Source organism: Thermoleptolyngbya sp. PKUAC-SCTB121 (genome assembly GCF_016919485.1).
In the GTDB taxonomy this organism is placed as follows: domain Bacteria; phylum Cyanobacteriota; class Cyanobacteriia; order Elainellales; family Elainellaceae; genus Thermoleptolyngbya; species Thermoleptolyngbya sichuanensis.
Genome location: NZ_CP070366.1, coordinates 5,447,874 through 5,464,910, shown reverse-complemented (window position 1 = coordinate 5,464,910; position 17,037 = coordinate 5,447,874). Strand labels below are relative to the sequence as shown.

General features: G+C 56.9%; 17 protein-coding genes. 6 read left to right on the top strand and 11 right to left on the bottom strand.

What is annotated here, in order from left to right; all coding sequences use genetic code 11:
* Window positions 1-254 precede the first annotated feature (254 nt).
* Together JTM80_RS22385 and JTM80_RS22380 are read left to right on the top strand one after the other, a co-directional pair.
* Window positions 255-1,124 (top strand): alpha/beta hydrolase, encoded by an 870-nt coding sequence (locus tag JTM80_RS22385; protein WP_172353573.1) that lies wholly within the window; start codon window positions 255-257, stop codon window positions 1,122-1,124.
* A gap of 69 nt (window positions 1,125-1,193) precedes the next feature.
* Complete coding sequence (locus tag JTM80_RS22380) at window positions 1,194-1,787, top strand: DedA family protein (protein WP_172353572.1); 594 nt, start codon at window positions 1,194-1,196, stop codon at window positions 1,785-1,787.
* 77 nt (window positions 1,788-1,864) lie between these two features.
* Here JTM80_RS22380 and JTM80_RS22375 read toward each other — a convergent pair whose 3' ends face one another.
* Window positions 1,865-2,668: a PhzF family phenazine biosynthesis protein gene (locus tag JTM80_RS22375; protein ID WP_172353571.1), complete on the bottom strand. Its 804-nt coding sequence runs from the start codon at window positions 2,666-2,668 to the stop codon at window positions 1,865-1,867.
* A gap of 302 nt (window positions 2,669-2,970) precedes the next feature.
* Here JTM80_RS22375 and JTM80_RS22370 point away from each other — a divergent pair, with 302 nt between their 5' ends.
* Window positions 2,971-3,651: an alpha/beta hydrolase gene (locus JTM80_RS22370; RefSeq protein ID WP_172353570.1), complete on the top strand. Its 681-nt coding sequence runs from the start codon at window positions 2,971-2,973 to the stop codon at window positions 3,649-3,651.
* Between the two features lie 26 nt (window positions 3,652-3,677).
* Complete coding sequence (locus tag JTM80_RS22365; RefSeq protein ID WP_205370329.1) at window positions 3,678-4,379, top strand: alpha/beta hydrolase; 702 nt, start codon at window positions 3,678-3,680, stop codon at window positions 4,377-4,379.
* Between the two features lie 6 nt (window positions 4,380-4,385).
* Here JTM80_RS22365 and JTM80_RS22360 read toward each other — a convergent pair whose 3' ends face one another.
* From JTM80_RS22360 to JTM80_RS22345, 4 genes are all read right to left on the bottom strand, one after another.
* Window positions 4,386-4,808: a biopolymer transporter ExbD gene (locus tag JTM80_RS22360; protein WP_172353568.1), complete on the bottom strand. Its 423-nt coding sequence runs from the start codon at window positions 4,806-4,808 to the stop codon at window positions 4,386-4,388.
* A 282-nt stretch (window positions 4,809-5,090) separates the two neighbouring features.
* The gene (locus tag JTM80_RS22355; protein ID WP_172353567.1) at window positions 5,091-5,516 is read right to left on the bottom strand and encodes a biopolymer transporter ExbD; all 426 of its coding nucleotides are present in this window, start codon (window positions 5,514-5,516) and stop codon (window positions 5,091-5,093) included.
* Between the two features lie 21 nt (window positions 5,517-5,537).
* The gene (locus tag JTM80_RS22350) at window positions 5,538-6,251 is read right to left on the bottom strand and encodes a MotA/TolQ/ExbB proton channel family protein (RefSeq protein WP_172353566.1); all 714 of its coding nucleotides are present in this window, start codon (window positions 6,249-6,251) and stop codon (window positions 5,538-5,540) included.
* Window positions 6,252-6,597: 346 nt separating this feature from the next.
* Window positions 6,598-8,205, bottom strand: coding sequence for an NAD(P)H-quinone oxidoreductase subunit 4 (locus JTM80_RS22345; RefSeq protein ID WP_304941115.1), 1,608 nt, complete (start codon window positions 8,203-8,205; stop codon window positions 6,598-6,600).
* A gap of 674 nt (window positions 8,206-8,879) precedes the next feature.
* Here JTM80_RS22345 and JTM80_RS22340 point away from each other — a divergent pair.
* The gene (locus JTM80_RS22340) at window positions 8,880-9,365 is read left to right on the top strand and encodes a phosphate-starvation-inducible PsiE family protein (protein ID WP_205370328.1); all 486 of its coding nucleotides are present in this window, start codon (window positions 8,880-8,882) and stop codon (window positions 9,363-9,365) included.
* 105 nt (window positions 9,366-9,470) lie between these two features.
* Here JTM80_RS22340 and JTM80_RS22335 read toward each other — a convergent pair whose 3' ends face one another.
* The 3 genes from JTM80_RS22335 to JTM80_RS22325 form a co-directional block, all read right to left on the bottom strand.
* Window positions 9,471-9,683 carry a glycogen debranching protein gene (locus tag JTM80_RS22335; protein WP_172353564.1) on the bottom strand — a complete coding sequence of 71 codons (213 nt, stop codon included), beginning with the start codon at window positions 9,681-9,683 and terminating at the stop codon, window positions 9,471-9,473.
* Between the two features lie 170 nt (window positions 9,684-9,853).
* Complete coding sequence (locus JTM80_RS22330) at window positions 9,854-10,378, bottom strand: GNAT family N-acetyltransferase (protein WP_172353563.1); 525 nt, start codon at window positions 10,376-10,378, stop codon at window positions 9,854-9,856.
* A complete protein-coding gene (locus JTM80_RS22325; protein WP_304941114.1) occupies window positions 10,378-11,811 on the bottom strand; it encodes an RNA polymerase sigma factor, RpoD/SigA family in 1,434 nt (477 codons plus the stop codon). Before JTM80_RS22325 ends, JTM80_RS22330 begins: the two co-directional genes overlap by 1 nt.
* 1,009 nt (window positions 11,812-12,820) lie before the next feature.
* Here JTM80_RS22325 and priA point away from each other — a divergent pair.
* On the top strand, window positions 12,821-15,367 hold the full coding sequence (priA, locus tag JTM80_RS22320) for a primosomal protein N' (RefSeq protein ID WP_205371507.1): 2,547 nt from the start codon (window positions 12,821-12,823) through the stop codon (window positions 15,365-15,367).
* 80 nt (window positions 15,368-15,447) lie between these two features.
* Here priA and JTM80_RS22315 read toward each other — a convergent pair whose 3' ends face one another.
* From JTM80_RS22315 to JTM80_RS22305, 3 genes are all read right to left on the bottom strand, one after another.
* Entirely contained in the window at window positions 15,448-15,909 is a 462-nt protein-coding gene (locus JTM80_RS22315; protein ID WP_172353562.1) for a ferredoxin, read from the bottom strand.
* A gap of 167 nt (window positions 15,910-16,076) precedes the next feature.
* Window positions 16,077-16,463 carry a DUF1257 domain-containing protein gene (locus JTM80_RS22310; RefSeq protein WP_172353561.1) on the bottom strand — a complete coding sequence of 129 codons (387 nt, stop codon included), beginning with the start codon at window positions 16,461-16,463 and terminating at the stop codon, window positions 16,077-16,079.
* An 89-nt stretch (window positions 16,464-16,552) separates the two neighbouring features.
* Complete coding sequence (locus tag JTM80_RS22305; RefSeq protein WP_172353560.1) at window positions 16,553-16,759, bottom strand: DUF2997 domain-containing protein; 207 nt, start codon at window positions 16,757-16,759, stop codon at window positions 16,553-16,555.
* Window positions 16,760-17,037: the final 278 nt, after the last annotated feature.

The window sequence follows — 17,037 nt, the reverse complement described above, 5'->3', positions numbered from 1 at the left end:
AGGGGTTTAGCTGGAGATGCAGGCGTACCCAGGCGCAGCTTGCACGTTGCCTGGGTATATTCGTCTACAGATTAAAATTTTCTACCATAACGCCTGCCAAACAACCTTTAGAAAGCCGTAAGAATTTGGCCATAAGAATTTGGACGTAAGAATTTAAGCCCGTTGAAACCAGCCCCACCGCAAACCGAATCCCCCTGATTCCCGTTTTTGCCCTGTATCTTAGGGAGAGTGACCTCTTGCGTGTGAATCATTAGATGCGCTTTCTGTTTAGTCTTTCGGGTCTGGTGGCTGCTGCGGCGGCTGTCTATGGGGCGATCGCCCTGTTGGTGTCCAGTCGCCAGCAGCAGATGATTTTCTTTCCATCGCCGACGATTACCCAAACGCCTGCCGACTTCGGGGCTGCCTATGAAGACGTGTGGCTGTCGGTGCAGCAGGGCGATCGCACAGAGCGGATTCACGGCTGGTGGATTCCCGTGCCGCCGAGCCAGCCGCAGCGGGGCGTGATGCTCTACCTCCACGGAAACGGGCTAAACATTGGCGCAAATGCAGACTATGCCGTGCGCTGGCAGCGGTTGGGGCTGTCGGTGTTCCTGTTCGACTATCGCGGCTATGGCCAGAGCGAGGGGGCGTTTCCCAGCGAGGCGGCGGTCTATCAAGATGCCGACGCGGCCTGGCGCTACCTGACGGAGGATCGCGGCATCGCGCCAGAGGAAATCCTGATCTACGGGCATTCTCTGGGTGGGGCGATCGCCATTGATCTGGGCGTGCGCCAGCCCCGTGCGGCCGGGCTGATTGTGGAAAGCTCCTTCACCTCGATCCGCGACATGGCCTATCGCACCACGCCCTTCGGCTTTTTGCCCATTGACCTGATCTTGACCCAGCGGTTTGACTCGATCGGCAAAGTGCCCCATCTGCAAGTGCCCGTCCTCTATGCCCACGGCGCACAGGATACCCAAGTGCCTGCCGACATGAGCGAAGCCCTCTATGCCGCGACGCGATCGCCCAAAATGCTGTGGATCTCGCCCACGGGCGGCCACGCCATTGGCGATGTGGATGGCGACGGCTACGGCCAGGCAATCCGCGAGTTTCTGGATCGGTATCTGCCTGTGCGGGTTCCGCTTTAGTCCTGCCGTCATCCGGGTCAAGTCTCAGGTCAAGTCCTACGAAATCAGCACAGGAATGCGGAGCAGGGAATGGCAGAGTGGGTGACGCGGACGATGGAAGCCCTGGGCTATTGGGGCATTGGGCTGCTGATGTTTCTGGAAAATGTGTTTCCGCCGATTCCATCGGAGCTAATCATGCCGCTGGCAGGATTTACCGTGGCGCAGGGCAAGATGCAGTTTGCGCCCGCAGTGGCGGCAGGGGTGGCGGGGACGGTGCTGGGCGCTGTGCTGTGGTATGAGATTGGGCAACTCGTTAGCGAACGGCGGCTGATGCGGCTGGCCGATCGCTACGGCAAGTGGCTGGCGATTTCCGGGCAAGATATCCAGCAGGCGATCGCCTGGTTTAACCGATATGGCAAGCGGGCGGTGTTTTTTGGGCGGCTGGTTCCAGGCGTGCGGACGCTGATTTCCCTGCCTGCGGGTTTGGGCCGCATGAGCTTTCTCCCCTTCCTGCTCTATTCCACTGCGGGGACGCTGATCTGGACACTGCTGCTGACCTATGTCGGGTTTCTGCTGGGCGATAACTACGAACAGGTCGAACAATATCTCGGCCCGGTGTCCAAGCTGGTTCTGGGGGGACTGGCGATCGCCTTGGGGGTTTGGCTTTGGCAACGGAAACGATAGACCAGGTTTTGGAGTTTAGCTTTGAGGCTGTGAATTTTGGCGGGTCGTCCTGCTCGTGATCCTGCGATCGCTTCATCCTAAATCAACTCACCCCGCAGCACCGTCACCGCTTGCCCCCCCAAAAACACCCGATCACCTGCCAGCCGCGCCTTCACCACGCCACCCCGCGCCGAAGCCTGATAGGCAAGAAACGTATCCTTACTCAGGCGATCGCCCCAGTAGGGAGCCAGGGCGCAGTGGGCGGAACCCGTCACCGGGTCTTCATCCACACCAGAGCCGGGGGCAAAAAAGCGTGAGATAAAGTCATACTCGGAGTCTACTTCGGCGCGACTCGTGACGATCACGCCCCGCACGGGCAAGGTCCGCAGGCGAGTAAAATCGGGCCCAAGCTGACGCACGATCTCTGGAGATGTAACCTCAACCAAGTAATCAAACTGGTTTTTGCTAACGGCGATCGCCCCAGTTCCCCGTTCTAGGCCCAGCGCCTCTAGCAGCCCCGCCGGTGGGTCAATGGGGGCGCATCGCTTCGCCGGAAAATCTAGCTCGATCCAGTCGCCCTGCTGGGTAGCGGTGAGCAGGCCGCTGAGGGTATGGAAGCGGGCGATCGCCCCGGCAGGCAAATATCCCTCACGCCACAGCACATGGGCACTAGCCAGCGTCGCATGGCCACACAGCGCCACCTCCACTGCAGGCGTAAACCAGCGTAGCTGATAGCCGTCTGCCTCTGGTAGCAAAAACGCCGTTTCCGACAGGTTCATCTCGCGGGCGACCGCCTGCATCCACTCGTCTGGCTGGGGCGAAGGCAGCACACACACCGCGGCCGGATTGCCCGCAAAGGGCGCTGCGGTAAAGGCATCAACCTGGATAATAGAAAATCCCATAGAAACGACCTGTACAGAGAGTTGGTCAATATTGATCAATAAGGAGCAACAAGTTGGTCAATGAGCAGCCGTTGGCGCGTAAGATTGAGCAGTACGATTCTTAGTGCTGCTTCCCTCGGACGCTTTTTACAGGGCTGCCCTTGAATCACGCTTGAATCACACCTAGAATCGCCGCTATCATCCTACCGGAGTTTGTTGAAACATTGGCCGGCGTGCGATCGTCAGAGAAACCGCGAGAGAAATCGCGAGAGAAATCGCGAGAGAAACCACGACAGTACACGCGACCCTTCACAACAGCCGCTATGCAGTTCTATCCTCCATCTTCCCCTTCCAAGCGCCCGTCTCCGCTTCGTCGCTGGGGTGTGCGCCTGTTGCTCGGACTCAGCGTTGGGCTGGCTTCGCTGGGCATGGCTCACCCGGCTCACGCGGCCAGGCGCGTCGTGCTGATCTTTGACCAAACCCGGGTGCGGGTGCCCATTTCTGTGTTAGAAATCTACGCTCGCACGGGAATTGCCACCGACCAACTCAGCGAATTTTTGGGGGTCAGCCCTGAAGTGCAAACCCAGGCCCGCCGAGCGCTGACCCATGAAGTGGAAGTGAGCGATCGCCTGTTTCGGCAGGCCCTGCGGGGCAGAACGGGTGAGTTTGTGCTGTCGCGGCTGGAGCAAGTCTTGAGAACCGAAAGTCGCAGCCGCCGCAGCGCGTCCCAGCCCCTACGAGACGCGCTCATCGCCTCCTACCAAGACGACAATCGGATTTCTCTGCTAGAGGTCTTGAAAAAGTATCCCGAAGACGAAGTGCAGGTAGACGTGCGCGGCTTGCAGCAGACCTATAATGAGGTCGCCTCTTTGGTGGAGCGATTCGGCCCATTTTTTGACCTGATTCGGGGCAGCATCCAAAATCTAATTTGCGACTGTGATGCGGCCGCCGAGCCACCTCCCGCGCGACAAGCTGCTAGAAGGCTGCCGCGTTTGGGTCAGTAGTGTTTGACACGCTTTAGGAGCATTGGATGAGCGCTTGGATTTCACGCCTGGGTAGGGTGCGGCGGTCAAATGTAGTTCATAGGGCTTTTGCAGGCATTGTCCTGGGGCTGGCGGCGAGCGTGCTGGGGGCTACTGCGCCCGCCCTTGCTGCCGAGTCCGTAGTGGTCAACTTTGGTCCCCTCAGCCGATCGTTCTCGATTACCGAGTTTCAGACACTGGCAGAAACCGGACAGCCGTCTCGCAAGCTGCGCTGGTATTTGAATACGGCAGGCGTGAAGCCGTCTACCGTGCGATCGCTCCTCACTCAGCAAGTACCTTTGCCGCTGGAGTTTGCTGACCAAATCCTGAACTCGCTGCCGGGTGAATTTGCACTATATCAGTTGGGGCAAATCATCAGTTCCAGCAGTAAGGAGGCCAGCGTGCAAGCAATGCGGGCAGCGGTGGTGCTGTCGGCAGCGGACGATAACCGAGTTTCGATGCTGGAAATCCTGGAAAACTATCCCACGCGGGAATTACACATCGATGGGCTAGGGCTGATGCGAACCGCACGGGACGTGCAAAACCTGATAGCGGGGTCTGGTGGAAACCTTGAGGGCATTGCCAGAGGGCTAGAAAACCTATTGCCAGGGCTGTTTTGCGACTGTGAGCGCAATGCAGCAGGGGGCGGGGGCGATGATCCAGCCTCTACGAGAAATGCGGCTGGGGATGCAGCCATGTACTGCAATTAGCTGCAATTAGCTGCCGCTGATGCCCAGGGAAATGCGATCGCCCCCGATGTCCCGCAGCAGTTCCAACACCCGCGCCACATCGTTATAGGTCAGCCCCTTGTCCGCTTTGAGGATTACCACGCCTGCCGGGTTTTTCACCAAAAAGTCCTGAACACTCGTAATCACTTGGGCTTCGGGCACAGGCGCGTTATTCATCACCAGTTGCCGCTGGGCATTAAGTCCCACCAGCAGGGTGGGCACTTTCTTGCCCTCCTCTGAGGTCATGGGGTTGCTGCCGCCCTCTGCGTCGGGCAGGGTAATGTTCATCACCTGCTGCCCAGTCAGCGTCATGGAAATGATGATGAAAAACGTCAGGACGCTCATCAGCACGTCCATCATCGGCACTAGATCGACCTCTGGCAGTTGATTTTGCTGGCTTCTGAACTTCATCGGTTTCTCACCTTGCCATCTATTCTCTCAAGAATCTCGAGAACCTACTGTGTACACGCATCTCGATTTTTTGCGTCAGGCTCCGAAAGATCCCCCTAAATCCCCCTTATCAAAGGGGACTTCCGATCCGGCTCCCCCTGCTCCGGGTCACTCTGGGATGAGTTCCCCCCTTGCTCAAGGGGGGCTAGGGGAGATCGGTTCCCCCCCTTGCTCAAGGGGGGGCTAAGGGGGGATCAAAGCATCGCCGCTCAAGCATAGAAAACTTGTGTGTACATAGTAGCCCTAAGGACTGGGCGGATCAATGGACAGCGAAATGCGATCGCCCCCCACTTGCTTCATCTCCGCTAGGGTTTGCACGACCTGCTCGTAGGGCAAGCGGCGATCGGCTTGCAAAATCACGAATCCCTTGGGGTTTGCCCGCAAATAGACCTGCACGGGCCCCTGCCACTGGTTTCCGGGAACGGGTTCGCCCTCGATTAACAACTGCCGTTGGGCAGTTAGCGTCACCAGCAGCGGCTCCGGCGGCTCCTCTAGCTCGGTGGGCGGCGGCGTGTCTTCCGTGGGTGGCAGAATGACGGAAACGCCCTGCTCTTCGGAAAGCAGCATGGTAATCATGACGAAAAAGGCCAGGATGCCCATCATCACGTTGAGCATGGGGGTCAGGTTGATCGGCGGCGGTGTGCCATAGGAACGCTGTTTGAACCGCATGGTTGCCCTCGCTGCGCTGCCCTAGCGTCGCTCAATGCCAAGGGGATTGCGGCCACCAGGGGCGATCGCCTCCAGCACTTCTTCATCCTCCAGTTCCGACTCATCCCAGAACTGGCGATAGATTAGCTCTAGCTCACTGCCCGCCGCCGAAAAATAGTCCATCTGCCGCGCCTGAAGCGACACCAGCAGCCGAAAAATCAGCAGCGCCATAATGGCAACCACCATCCCCGCCGCCGTCGTGATCAGCGCCTCCCCGATCCCTGCCGCCGCACGGGTTGCCTGAGCCGACGTACCTTCGCCGCCCCCGCCACCAATATTTAAGTTATTAAAGGTGTTGATCAAGCCCGTCACCGTGCCCAGCAGCCCCAGCAGCGGCGATACGGCAATGGTAGTTTCCAGCAGCTTGTCGCCTTTTCGCATTTCGGCAAACTCGCGATCGCCCGCCGCCTCCATCGCCAGTCGGAACGTTTCTGGTGAAGGCTGCCGCAGCCGCAGCGGAGCTAGCAGAAAGCGCCCAATCGGAACATCCTGGGACTGTTCGGCGATCGCCTCCGCTTCAGATAAATCGTGGCGGGCGGCTTCTAGCACATCCTGCACCACCTGATTTTCCTGAGTCAGCAGGCGATACCAATACCAAGCTCGCTCCAGCCCGCAGGCAACCGTTGCCACCGAAAACCCCACAATCGGGATCATCACGGGGCCACCTTTCATTACCAAGTCAATCAGCGCTGCCATCTCACTTGCCTTCAGGTCAGGTTTATCCCACTTTCTGTCAGGATACTCGAACTCTCCAGATCCCCTGGTTAAGGGAACCCATCTGACTCATTATCAAATGGTTAAGTGGTCTCTAGACACAGAATTAAAAACTCAGGACTTACGCACTTGCGATAAGCTTTCTGGGTTTTGGACAATTGCTCGCGGGCTGCGCCCGCGAGCAATTGTCCAACTGCGTAAATCCTAAAACTAAAAAAAGAGGGAGTCACCTCCCTCCTGGCCATTCGCTTCGATCGCATCACCCAGAGAAGACTCAACGCAAGACAATCAAGCGCGATCGCCCCTGGATGAAACTTGTCGGCCGCCGCTACTTCATCGCAGCAGCCAAATCTTTCGCCTCTGTGCCCACGATCATCGGCGCAGCAAAAGGCACCTTCAGATCCAGCCAAGGCTGCTGGGCCACCATCGGTAACACCTGCCGCGCCTGCGAGACGACCGCCACCGTCTTCGCGTCATAGGTCTGGGTCGCCAGCTTGGGATACACACCGATGCCAATAATGGGCACTAGCAGGCACAGCGCGATAAATGCCTCCCTGGGCTTCGCATCCGTCAACCGAATACCAGCCAGCTCTTTGCTCTCTGCACCATAAAACACCGTCCGCAGCATCGACAGCAGGTAAATTGGCGACAGGATCACGCCCACTGCCGCCAGCATCACGATCACCGCCTTAAATGCAGGGTTATAGGCTTCGCTGCTGGAGAATCCCAGGAAAATGGTCAGTTCACCCACAAAGCCGCTCATGCCGGGCAGCGCCAGCGAGGCCATCGAGCCAGCCGTAAACAGCGCAAAGGTCGTCGGCATCTGCTTGGCCATGCCGCCCAGCTTGTCCATCATCAGCGTATGCGTCCGCTCGTAGGTCACCCCTGACAGGAAGAACAGCGCCGCCGCAATCAGCCCGTGAGACACCATTTGCAGCAGAGCGCCGCTCATGCCCAAGTCAGTAAAGGCAGCAATCCCAATCAAGACAAATCCCATGTGGGCAACGGAGGAATAAGCCATCCGTCGCTTCAGGTTGTTCTGAGCAAACGCCGTCAGCGACGCATAGATAATGTTGACCACGCCCAGCACCGCCAAAATCGGCGCAAAGTAGGCATGGGCATTGGGCAACATTTCGATATTGAAGCGGATCAGCGCGTAGCCTGCCATTTTTAGCAGCACGCCAGCCAGCACCATCGACACGGGCGCGGGCGCTTCGCTGTGGGCATCCGGCAGCCAAGTATGCAGCGGGAAGATCGGCAGTTTCATGCCAAAAGCCACCAGCAGCGCCCCATACATCAGCAGTTCAAAGCTCAGCGAATAGTCTTTCAGCCCTAGTTCTGCCAGATTGAAGGTAAAGTCGCCGCCGTAGAAGGCCATTGCCAAGGCCGCCACCAGGATGAAAATCGAGCCGGCCGCCGTGTAGAGAATGAACTTGGTCGCCGCATACATGCGCTGCTGGCCGCCCCAGTTGGCAATTAGCAGGTACACGGGCACCAGTTCCAGTTCCCACATAAAGAAGAACAGCAGCACATCTTGAGCCGTGAACACGCCAATCTGGGCGCTATACATCACCAGCATCAACACATAGAACAGGCGCGGTTTGTCCTTGATCTGCCAGGAGGCAAGGATCGCCAGCGTGGTCACCAGACCCGACAGCAGCACCAGCGGCATCGACAGCCCATCGACCGCAAGCGACCAGTGCAAACCAATTTGGGGAATCCAGTTGTAATCTTCGACCAGTTGATAGGCTGAGTTCTGGAGGTCGTAGTGCTTCCAGAAGGCGTAGATCATCAGCGAAAACTCAGCTAATCCAACGCTGAGAGAGTACCAGCGGACAGTCTTGCCGTACTTGTTGGGCAGGAGCGGAATCGGCAAGGACGCGACCAGCGGAAACAGGATTAGAGCGGTCAGCCAAGGAAATTGAGTACTCATCATGGGAGCTTACCCAAAGACTGCGATGTGAAGGGATTTCGAGCTACAGGAAGGGATTTGAAGAGTTTTAAAGAATCCGGCGTGTTAACAAGTCGTAGCCCGTGCTTAGCCTGTGAAATGGGATACCCAATTCTGAAGTGAGAGGCAGAGAGGGAAAGCAATCCGCTTAACCCAACTTTGGGGATCATGGATGACTTCTCTCCTAGGGCGTGCAGCTTACGACACTTCGCGGCTCCAGTCACCTTCTCCTCTACAGACCAAGCTGATATCATGAGGTCGATATTGAAGTTGCTAAGAATTTATGCTTACTTGTCTAGGATAGCCCAGGATTATTAAGTTTGGTAAACATTCACCCCTATTTGTAACGAAATCTGGATTTCTGCACGATTTTGTATGGAAACCAAACCTGCTCTAGCGAGAGTTTGCTTGATTCCTATTGAGTCCACTCAACTATGATGGCTCGGCTTCGCCGTTTGTAACGAAATCTTTACAATTTCGGGACAATTGTCCCTCTGCTGAGCCGCTGGGTTCGCCCGTTTAGTTAACTCGCGCTGTTCAGGACGCTGAACCTTGGACTGGAATCCTGCTTTAAGGGCTATTGGATGCTTTCGGCACTTTTGCGGGCTTGATGCTCTGGCTCACTTCTGTCTCTGGCATTTTTATCCTTCATCTAAATTATGGCGACGTTCCGAAATTTTCTCCGATCGCTGACGAGACGAACGGCTAAGAACCTCAGCGATGAGAGCTTTTTGGGCTTTCTGAAGGGGTTTGAGGTGCTGATTGCCAAGATTTTGTCGCTGGCGATGATTGTGGTGCTGGTGGTGGCGATCGCCGACTTGGCCCGATTCCTAGCAACGGAGCTATCGAATCCACCCTACGGCTTTTTCACCACGACGCTGATCGAGATTTTCGGACTGTTTCTGAATGTGCTGATTGCGCTGGAGGTGCTGGAAAACATCACCGCCTACCTGGAAAAGCAGACGGCGCGGGTGCAGTTGGAGTTGGTGATCGTCACCTCATTGACCGCAGTGGCGCGGAAAATCATTATTTTTGATTCCAAGCAGGCCGGCGGGCTAGACCTCATCGGTCTAGGGGCAGCTATTTTGGCGCTGGCGATTAGCTATCTGATCGTGCGATCTGGCAACCATGCGGGCGAACGCTAGCGGCAGATCATAGCGATTTGCAGAGACCTGTCTTGATTCGCGATTTGGGTTTGCGATTTGGGTTTGCGAGCTGGGTTTGCGATTTTGGATTGCTCAAATTTTGGACTAATCCAGCTTGAGCGCGTTGACGGGCACTTCTTCCCAGGTGTCTACGGTACGGAGGCGGGCAATCCAGCCGGAGGCTTTTTGCTCTGGCGTGAGGTTGCTGTCAAAGGAGTGGTGGCATTCTTGCGCCTGGGTTTGGTCGCAGCAGGCGATGCAGGTGTAAACCAGACCGGAGGGATCGATTTGCTCGTTGACCCAAATTGTTTTCGCCATGATGGAAACCTCAGTTTTAAAGGCAGGATTAATCGAAGGGAGATATAGATCAGGACTGACGCACTTGCGATAAGCTTGCTGGATTTTGGACAGTTTCTTGCGGGCTGCGCCCGCGAGAAACTGTCCGACTGTCTAAGTCCTAATAGATATTAAATAAGTCCTAATAGATATTAAAGAGGAAACGAGGGAGATTGGCCCAGGTTGGCAAGTTGGGCGATCGCCCCTCCCGTTACCCGGCAGGTACGCCAGTCCGGCAGAATAGTGGCTCCCATGCGCTCATAAAAGGCGATCGCGGGTTCGTTCCAGTCCAGCACGTTCCATTCCAGCCGGCCACAGTCCCGCTCCAGCGCTAGTTGTGCCAGAGTAGACAGGAGTGCTTTGCCAATGCCTTGGCCACGATATTCGGGGCGCACAAACAAATCTTCTAGGTAGATCCCAGGTTTGGTCAAAAAAGTGGAGTAGTTGCTGAAAAACAGCGCAAACCCGACAGCTTGCTGATCAACCTCTGCCAGCAGCGCCTCGATGAGCGGGCGACGCTGCTCTGCGGGATCTGTGCCCAAGCCCCCCAGATGCTCTGCCAGTAATTCCACGCTGCCAACCACCTCATGGGTCAGCTTTTCGTATTCTGCCAGCGCTAGAATGAGTTCAAACACGGCAGGCGCATCGGCAGGCGTAGCAAGGCGGATGCGAGCCATTAGCGCAGCCACCCCTTTAGTCGGGCTGCCACCTGAGGACGGCGCAGTTTCCGCATGGCTTTGGTCTGGATCTGGCGGACGCGCTCCCGCGACAGGTCAAACAAGATGCCGACTTCTTCTAGGGTGTGGGTTTCGCCCGTCAGCAGTCCATAGCGTAGGGAGATGATTTCCCTCTCGCGCTCGGACAGCACATCCGACAGCACCGTGTAGATTTCCTGACGCAGCATGGTTTCGTTCATCTTGGCTTCGGGCGACTGGGTGCTGCTGTCTTCGAGGAGCTCCATGAGTTCGGTGTCTTCGCCCTTGCCGACGCGGTGGTTGAGCGAGAGCGATCGCCGCCGGACTTGCTGCAAGTTGCGGAGTTGATCCACCGGAATATCCAGCGCGGCGGCCAGTTCGGCTTCCGTCGGGTTGCGGTTGAGATCCCGGCGCAGTTCCCGGTGGGCCTTTTTCAGCTTGTTCAGCTTTTCGACAATGTGAATCGGCAAACGAATCGTGCGGGCATCGTTGGCGATGGTTCGGGTAATGCCCTGGCGAATCCACCAGTATGCATAGGTCGAGAACTTATAGCCCTTGTCGGGGTCAAACTTTTCGGTGGCTCGGTTTAGCCCCAGTGCGCCTTCTTGAATCAAATCCAGAAAGGGCACACCGCGATTGAGATAGCGCTTGGCGATAGAAACGACCAGCCGCAGGTTAGAGCGGATCATCTTGCGCTTGGCGGTGCGGCTGCGGTGCATTCGGTGATCCAACTGGCGATCGCTCAGCCCAAACTCCTGGGCCACTTCGGCCTTGGTGGGGGTGCGCTGGAGCGAAGCCTTGAGGCGATCGCGCACCGCTTCTACTTCGGCCAGGAACTTCACCTGGCGGGCCAGCTCGATTTCTTCGCCAGGCTTGAGCAGCGGATAGCGAGCCATTTCCTTAAAGAATGCGCCCACTGCATCGTCAGAATTGGTCTTTCGGTATCCAGGCGCGTAGGCCGCTGTTAATTCCTCATCAAATTCTCGATGTACATCCGGTTCAAATACATCTTCATCATCTGTGGCCAGATCATCGCCGCCCTCATCTTCTGGCGATTCGATATCAGAAAACTCACCCAGAAAAGCTGCGTCTAGATCAGATTCCGGCACAATGTCTAAATCTGTCTCTTGATCGGCAGCATCTTCCTCGTCAGGTGCAGCCACCTCCCGCAGCTTCGACAGGATTTCTCCATCCGAGCGTCCAGCCGGTTCCGGACGCGAGAAGTTGATCAGAAAATTGCTGGGCTGATCATCTTCTCGGCGATCGCCCGTCTGCGATTCGCGAGCCGGAACTCGAATCTCGATCGGACTGAACCCACCCATATCTCGGCAGGTTTCCAGTTCTATGACGCGAGTTGATCCCATTGCGACAGGTTCAATCGTCTGCTTAGAATTTGGGTCAAATAGCGCTGACATAGGGGGATTCATCCTAACGACTTGAGTGATTGGGTAGTTTTTTGGGTGCGGGTTCTTAAATAAGCGTTGTGTTCCCTGGGGGGGAGTTCAACAGAATCTGCCTTGACACGAGGAGCGATTCTGCTGAAAAGGCTGTAGTCTGACCATTCCAAGGTCTTCTTTCAGGTCTGGACTGGTCAACGCGAGGGAGCTTAGCGGCGCGATCATTTTGGTAGATTGACCTTCTAGATCGAGTCCTCCATCGGAGGCATTGATTGCGAAAAACCTAGCGATCTACCCTGCCCTGCATCAGAGAAAAGACTTCACAAGCGGTCGTTCGGAGAAGCTGTTCTCTAACCTTTGGATCTCTCGATCGAAAAATTAGGAGAGATCATTTCGATAATGTTGATCTAAAACTTGGGATTTGTCCAGGTTTATATCCTAATTTCCTGTCAGTTTGCAAGACATTTTTAACATTTCACTTCCAACTTGTCCACCAAAAGCGAACTCAAGGAGGCTTTTAGTTTTGGTTGAACAAGCGAATCGCTAACTGTCGACGATCGCCAGTCCTTTCAGGGCGATCGTTTGAGCAATTTTAGGGTCGATCATCACTCCCCTGTGCCGCAAATCTGAGCGCAGATCATCAACTCTGAGCGAGGAGTCTGGCGCTCATTATTTTGTTACAAATCAAATCGATCAAAGCGCTTATTGAGCTAAAACCGATCTGGATCGATCTAGATTGATCTGGATCGATCTAGATCGATCTGGGCGGATCTAAGCCGCACTTTTATCCAGAATCTTCAGGTTTTTTCCAGAAAAAGGCGGAATTTCAAGACTTAAAAACTTGGTTTTCATGAGCCGGGCGGACTCGCAAGCGATAGAATCCGCCCCCAGCGTGCCAGCCGCAGTGGGGGAAGGCGGCTCCTCTCGGTTTCAGGTAGACCTGGTAAATCGAGAGTCTATAGTGAGAAAAGCATTTGAACACAGCCCCTATTCCGCTGAGCAGACCCCGCCGCATTTTCTGGTTTCCATGCTCCCAACGTTTGCAAATCCTCTAGAGTCTCTCGACCCGCGACAGGCGGCCCCTAGTACGGCGGAAGGACAGGCTGCCTACCGACTGGCAGAGGGCGATGCCCGCTGGGTGGAAGCGCTGGTGGATTGTCCGGGAGCGCAGGAACTCTATACCTATCAACTGCCGCCGGGGATGGCGATTGTGCCCGGAGATATTTTGAGCGTGCCCTTTGGGGGGCGGCAGTTGGGGGCGATCGCCATTCGGTTGGTGGCTGAGCTTCCGGCCAGCCTAAATACAGCAGCCATTCGGCCAGTAGAAGAAGTTGTCTGCCGCAGCTTTTTTCCGGCGGGCTATTGGGATCTGCTGCAACGGGTGGCGCAATATTACTGCACGCCGCTGATGCAGGTGGTGCGGACGGCGCTGCCGCCAGGACTGTTGGGGCGATCGCAGCGCCGAATTCGCCTAAATCGGGCCGCGCTGCCAGACGCACCCAAGGGTTTTCATCCCGCAGCACAGCAGCTTTTAGACAAACTCCAGTCGCAGAAATCAGGCGACTATACCTGGCAGTTTTTGCAGCGGCAGGTGAAGGGGGCGCGGGCGGGGCTGCAAGAACTGCTGGCGCGGGGCTGGGTGGAGAGCTATCTGGAGCCGCCTGCGCCCGTGCGTCCCAAACTGCGGCAGGCAGTGACGCTGGTGCAGCCAGACGGTGCAGACCTCAGTCCCCGCCAGCGGGAAGTGGTGGAGGTGCTGAAGCGCAGCGGCGGTGAACTGTGGCTCCAAGACCTGCTGCAACGTTGCCAGGTCAGTTCCTCGGTGGTGAAGGGGCTAGCCCAAAAGGGCTGGGTGGAAATTCAGCCGCGAGAGGTGCTGAGGGCGGAAGCCGGTGGGTTTGGCGGAGGAGTTGGCGCAGAGGTCAGCGCAGAGATTGGCGCAGGCCCCGCAGAACTGACCCCAGACCAGGCAAAGGCACTGGCGGCTCTCACAACGCTCCAGCAATTTCAGCCCGTCTTGCTGCACGGCGTAACAGGGTCGGGCAAGACGGAGGTCTATGCAAGGGCGATCGCCCCAGTCCTGGCCCGCGGCCAGTCTGCCCTAGTGCTGGTGCCCGAAATTGGGCTAACGCCTCAACTGACGGATCGCTTTCGGGCGCGGTTTGGCGAAGCCGTGCGGGTCTACCACAGCGCCCTGTCCGACGGTGAACGCTACGACACCTGGCGACAAATGCTCAGCGGCGACCCGCAAATCGTCATCGGCACGCGCTCTGCCGTCTTTGCGCCGCTGCCCCACCTGGGGCTGATTGTTCTTGACGAAGAACACGACTCCACCTTCAAGCAAGACCAGCCCGCCCCCTGCTATCACGCCCGCACCGTCGCCTATTGGCGGGCTCAGCAGGCCAACTGTCCCCTCATTCTCGGCTCTGCCACCCCCGCCCTCGACACCTGGGCTGCCCGCGCTTCTGTCCCCTCTCCGGCTGCCCTGCTCACCCTCTCCCTGCCCCAGCGCATCCACGCCCGCCCGATGCCCCCCATCGAGGTAGTAGACATGCGCCGCGAACTTCAGCAGGGCAACCGATCGATCTTTAGCCGATCGCTCCAAGCAGCGCTCATGGAACTGCGATCGCAGCGACGACAGGGCATTTTATTCATCCATCGGCGGGGGCACAGTACCTTTGTCTCCTGCCGGAGTTGTGGCCACGTCATGACCTGCCCCCACTGCGATATTTCCCTGACCTACCATCAGGCACAGGCGGAAGGCTACGAGTCCCTGCGCTGCCACTATTGCGGCTATGGGCAAACCCACCCCAATCGCTGCCCTGCGTGCGAATCGCCCTACCTGAAACACTTTGGCAGCGGCTCTCAGCGCGTCGTACAGGAACTCGCCCTTGAACTGCCTGACCTGCGCTGCCTGCGGTTTGACAGCGACACTACCCGCGCCAAAGGCAGCCATCGGGCCCTCCTCACCCGCTTTGCCCAGGGCGAGGCGGATTTGCTGGTAGGGACGCAAATGCTGACCAAGGGCATCGACCTGCCCCAGGTGACGCTGGTGGGCGTGGTGGCGGCAGACGGGCTGCTGCACCTGGCAGACTATCGCGCCAGCGAGCGGGCGTTTCAAATGCTGCTTCAGGTGGCGGGGCGGGCAGGGCGCGGACGCGAACCAGGGCGGGTGATCGTGCAGACCTATTCGCCAGAGCATCCGGTGATTCAGGCCGTGCAGGAGCAGCAGTACGAACCCTTTGCCGAGCAAGAGCTGGCCCATCGCCAGAGCTTGGGCTATCCGCCCTATCGATCGCTGGTGCTGCTGCGACTTAGTGGACTGGACAATGCCGCCGTCAAGCGCACGGCAGACCTGCTCGCGGTTCAAATTTGCCAGCAACTTCCCCAGATCGACCTGCTGGGGCCGGCCCCAGCGGCGATCGCCCGCGTGGCCAACCGCTACCGCTGGCAGATTTTGCTGAAAGCCGACACTTTTTCAGATGCAGAGCGAGAAATGTTCAAAGCGCTGCGATCGCACGTCCCGACGAGTGTCAGCTTGACGATTGATGTCGATCCGCTGAATTTGATGTGACCGGGCTAGAGCGGTGGGGCGATTCCTACCATCCCCCGGCTATCCCTGGCTATCCCCCGCTATCTCCCACGATCTCTCGCTCACTCTGCCTTTCGTCGCTTTGCCGCGGCCCGCTTCCGCCGCATATTTGCCGCAATCAGGGAGCGATCGACCGGGAAGCCTGCGACAGGAATCACCTGATACTGGCGCTCCTCTTCCAGCTTTTTGAGTTCGGTGTAATCGACCCAGTGAATGCAGTCCACCGGGCAGGTGTCGATCGCTTCCTGGATGACCTCTTCCAGGTCGCCGTCTTGGCGGATAACGCGCGATCGCCCATAGTCCGGCTCAATGAAGAAAGTGTTGCGAGCAACGTGGGCGCAGTGTTTGCAGCCAATACAGGTGACTTCATCCACGTACACCCCCTTTTGGCGAACTGCACCACCCAGTTCTGGCTCAAAGCCCGTGCGATCAGGCGAGTCGCGCCAGTCGCCGCCCAGTTCTGGCTCCAGTCCAGTCGGCTCTGCCGAATCCCACGGCGGATTTGAGGAAGAGAATTCGTCCATATCACACATCACCTCGGTTCGGTCAGCGCAACAGGGCGATCGCCCCAATCGGGCCTAACCTGCTTTCCTGTAAAACTGCACTTCAAAATACTTCAAAAGGCGCGAAGACACGCAAAAGGTCAGCGCTCTGGCTGACCCCTCACAGTCCTAATAAATCGCTCGAAAATCTAGGCGCTCCAGCGCTGCACCACTAACCGGATCGAGCCGTCAGACTGGCGCTGCTCTTCAGCAACCTGGAAACCTTGGCGGGTCGTTTCCTTGACCACCGTGTGATAGGCGTAGCGCTGAGTCACGCGGCGCAGAAAGCCATCGACCGACAGGGGCTGTTGCCAATATTGCAGGTCAGACACCAGCGCATATTCCTGACCGTTCCAGCTAAAGCCAACATCGTAGCCATTGTCCTGCTCGATGACGACCTCAGCTTGGTGGGTTTGTCCGCGATAGCCCCGCACGGGCTGGGGGCCAGCCTTCCATTCCACGCCCAGATCGGTCAGGGCTTGCTGGAGAGAGGTTAAATCGCGGATTTGAGTTTTGATTTGGCTAAAGTGTGACATGAGTTTTCTAACTAAACCAAAGAACAAAATAAACGGAGCGACAGTGATGAAACTCTCAAAGCTCGGCAAGTTGGAGTGAAGAACTCAGCCTACCACTCGCTGAAGGCTGACTGCGATTGGGTCGAAGAAATCGTATTCGGTTGTGCAAAAAACTCGGACGTTGGCTCTTGGCTCACCACCTGCCCCAACTGCGCCTCAATTGCAGCGGTCACCTCGGCACAAGAAGCACCCACAATGCCCGTCACCTTTTCCTGCACGCGACCATCGGGATAGATGATGAATTCCAGCGTTTCCATACGTTCAGCGAATCCTAAATCGAACGAACGTTTGAGCCAAAGCAAACCAAAGCCTGTACCAATCCCTCAACGCCTGCCTAAAAGCTGCCTTGCTGCTCTGCAAGTCCAGCAAAACCAACAGGCTTTTGGAAAACACAACTCTCCCTAGAGGCTCAGACCCTTAACATTTCCTAAGGTTCAAACCAGGCAATCTGCTCAAAAGCTGGGTCAAATCCAAAGAAATGTATCGAGTCAATTGAAGATAAATCGTAACTAAACGTTGTAGAAGGGATAGTAAT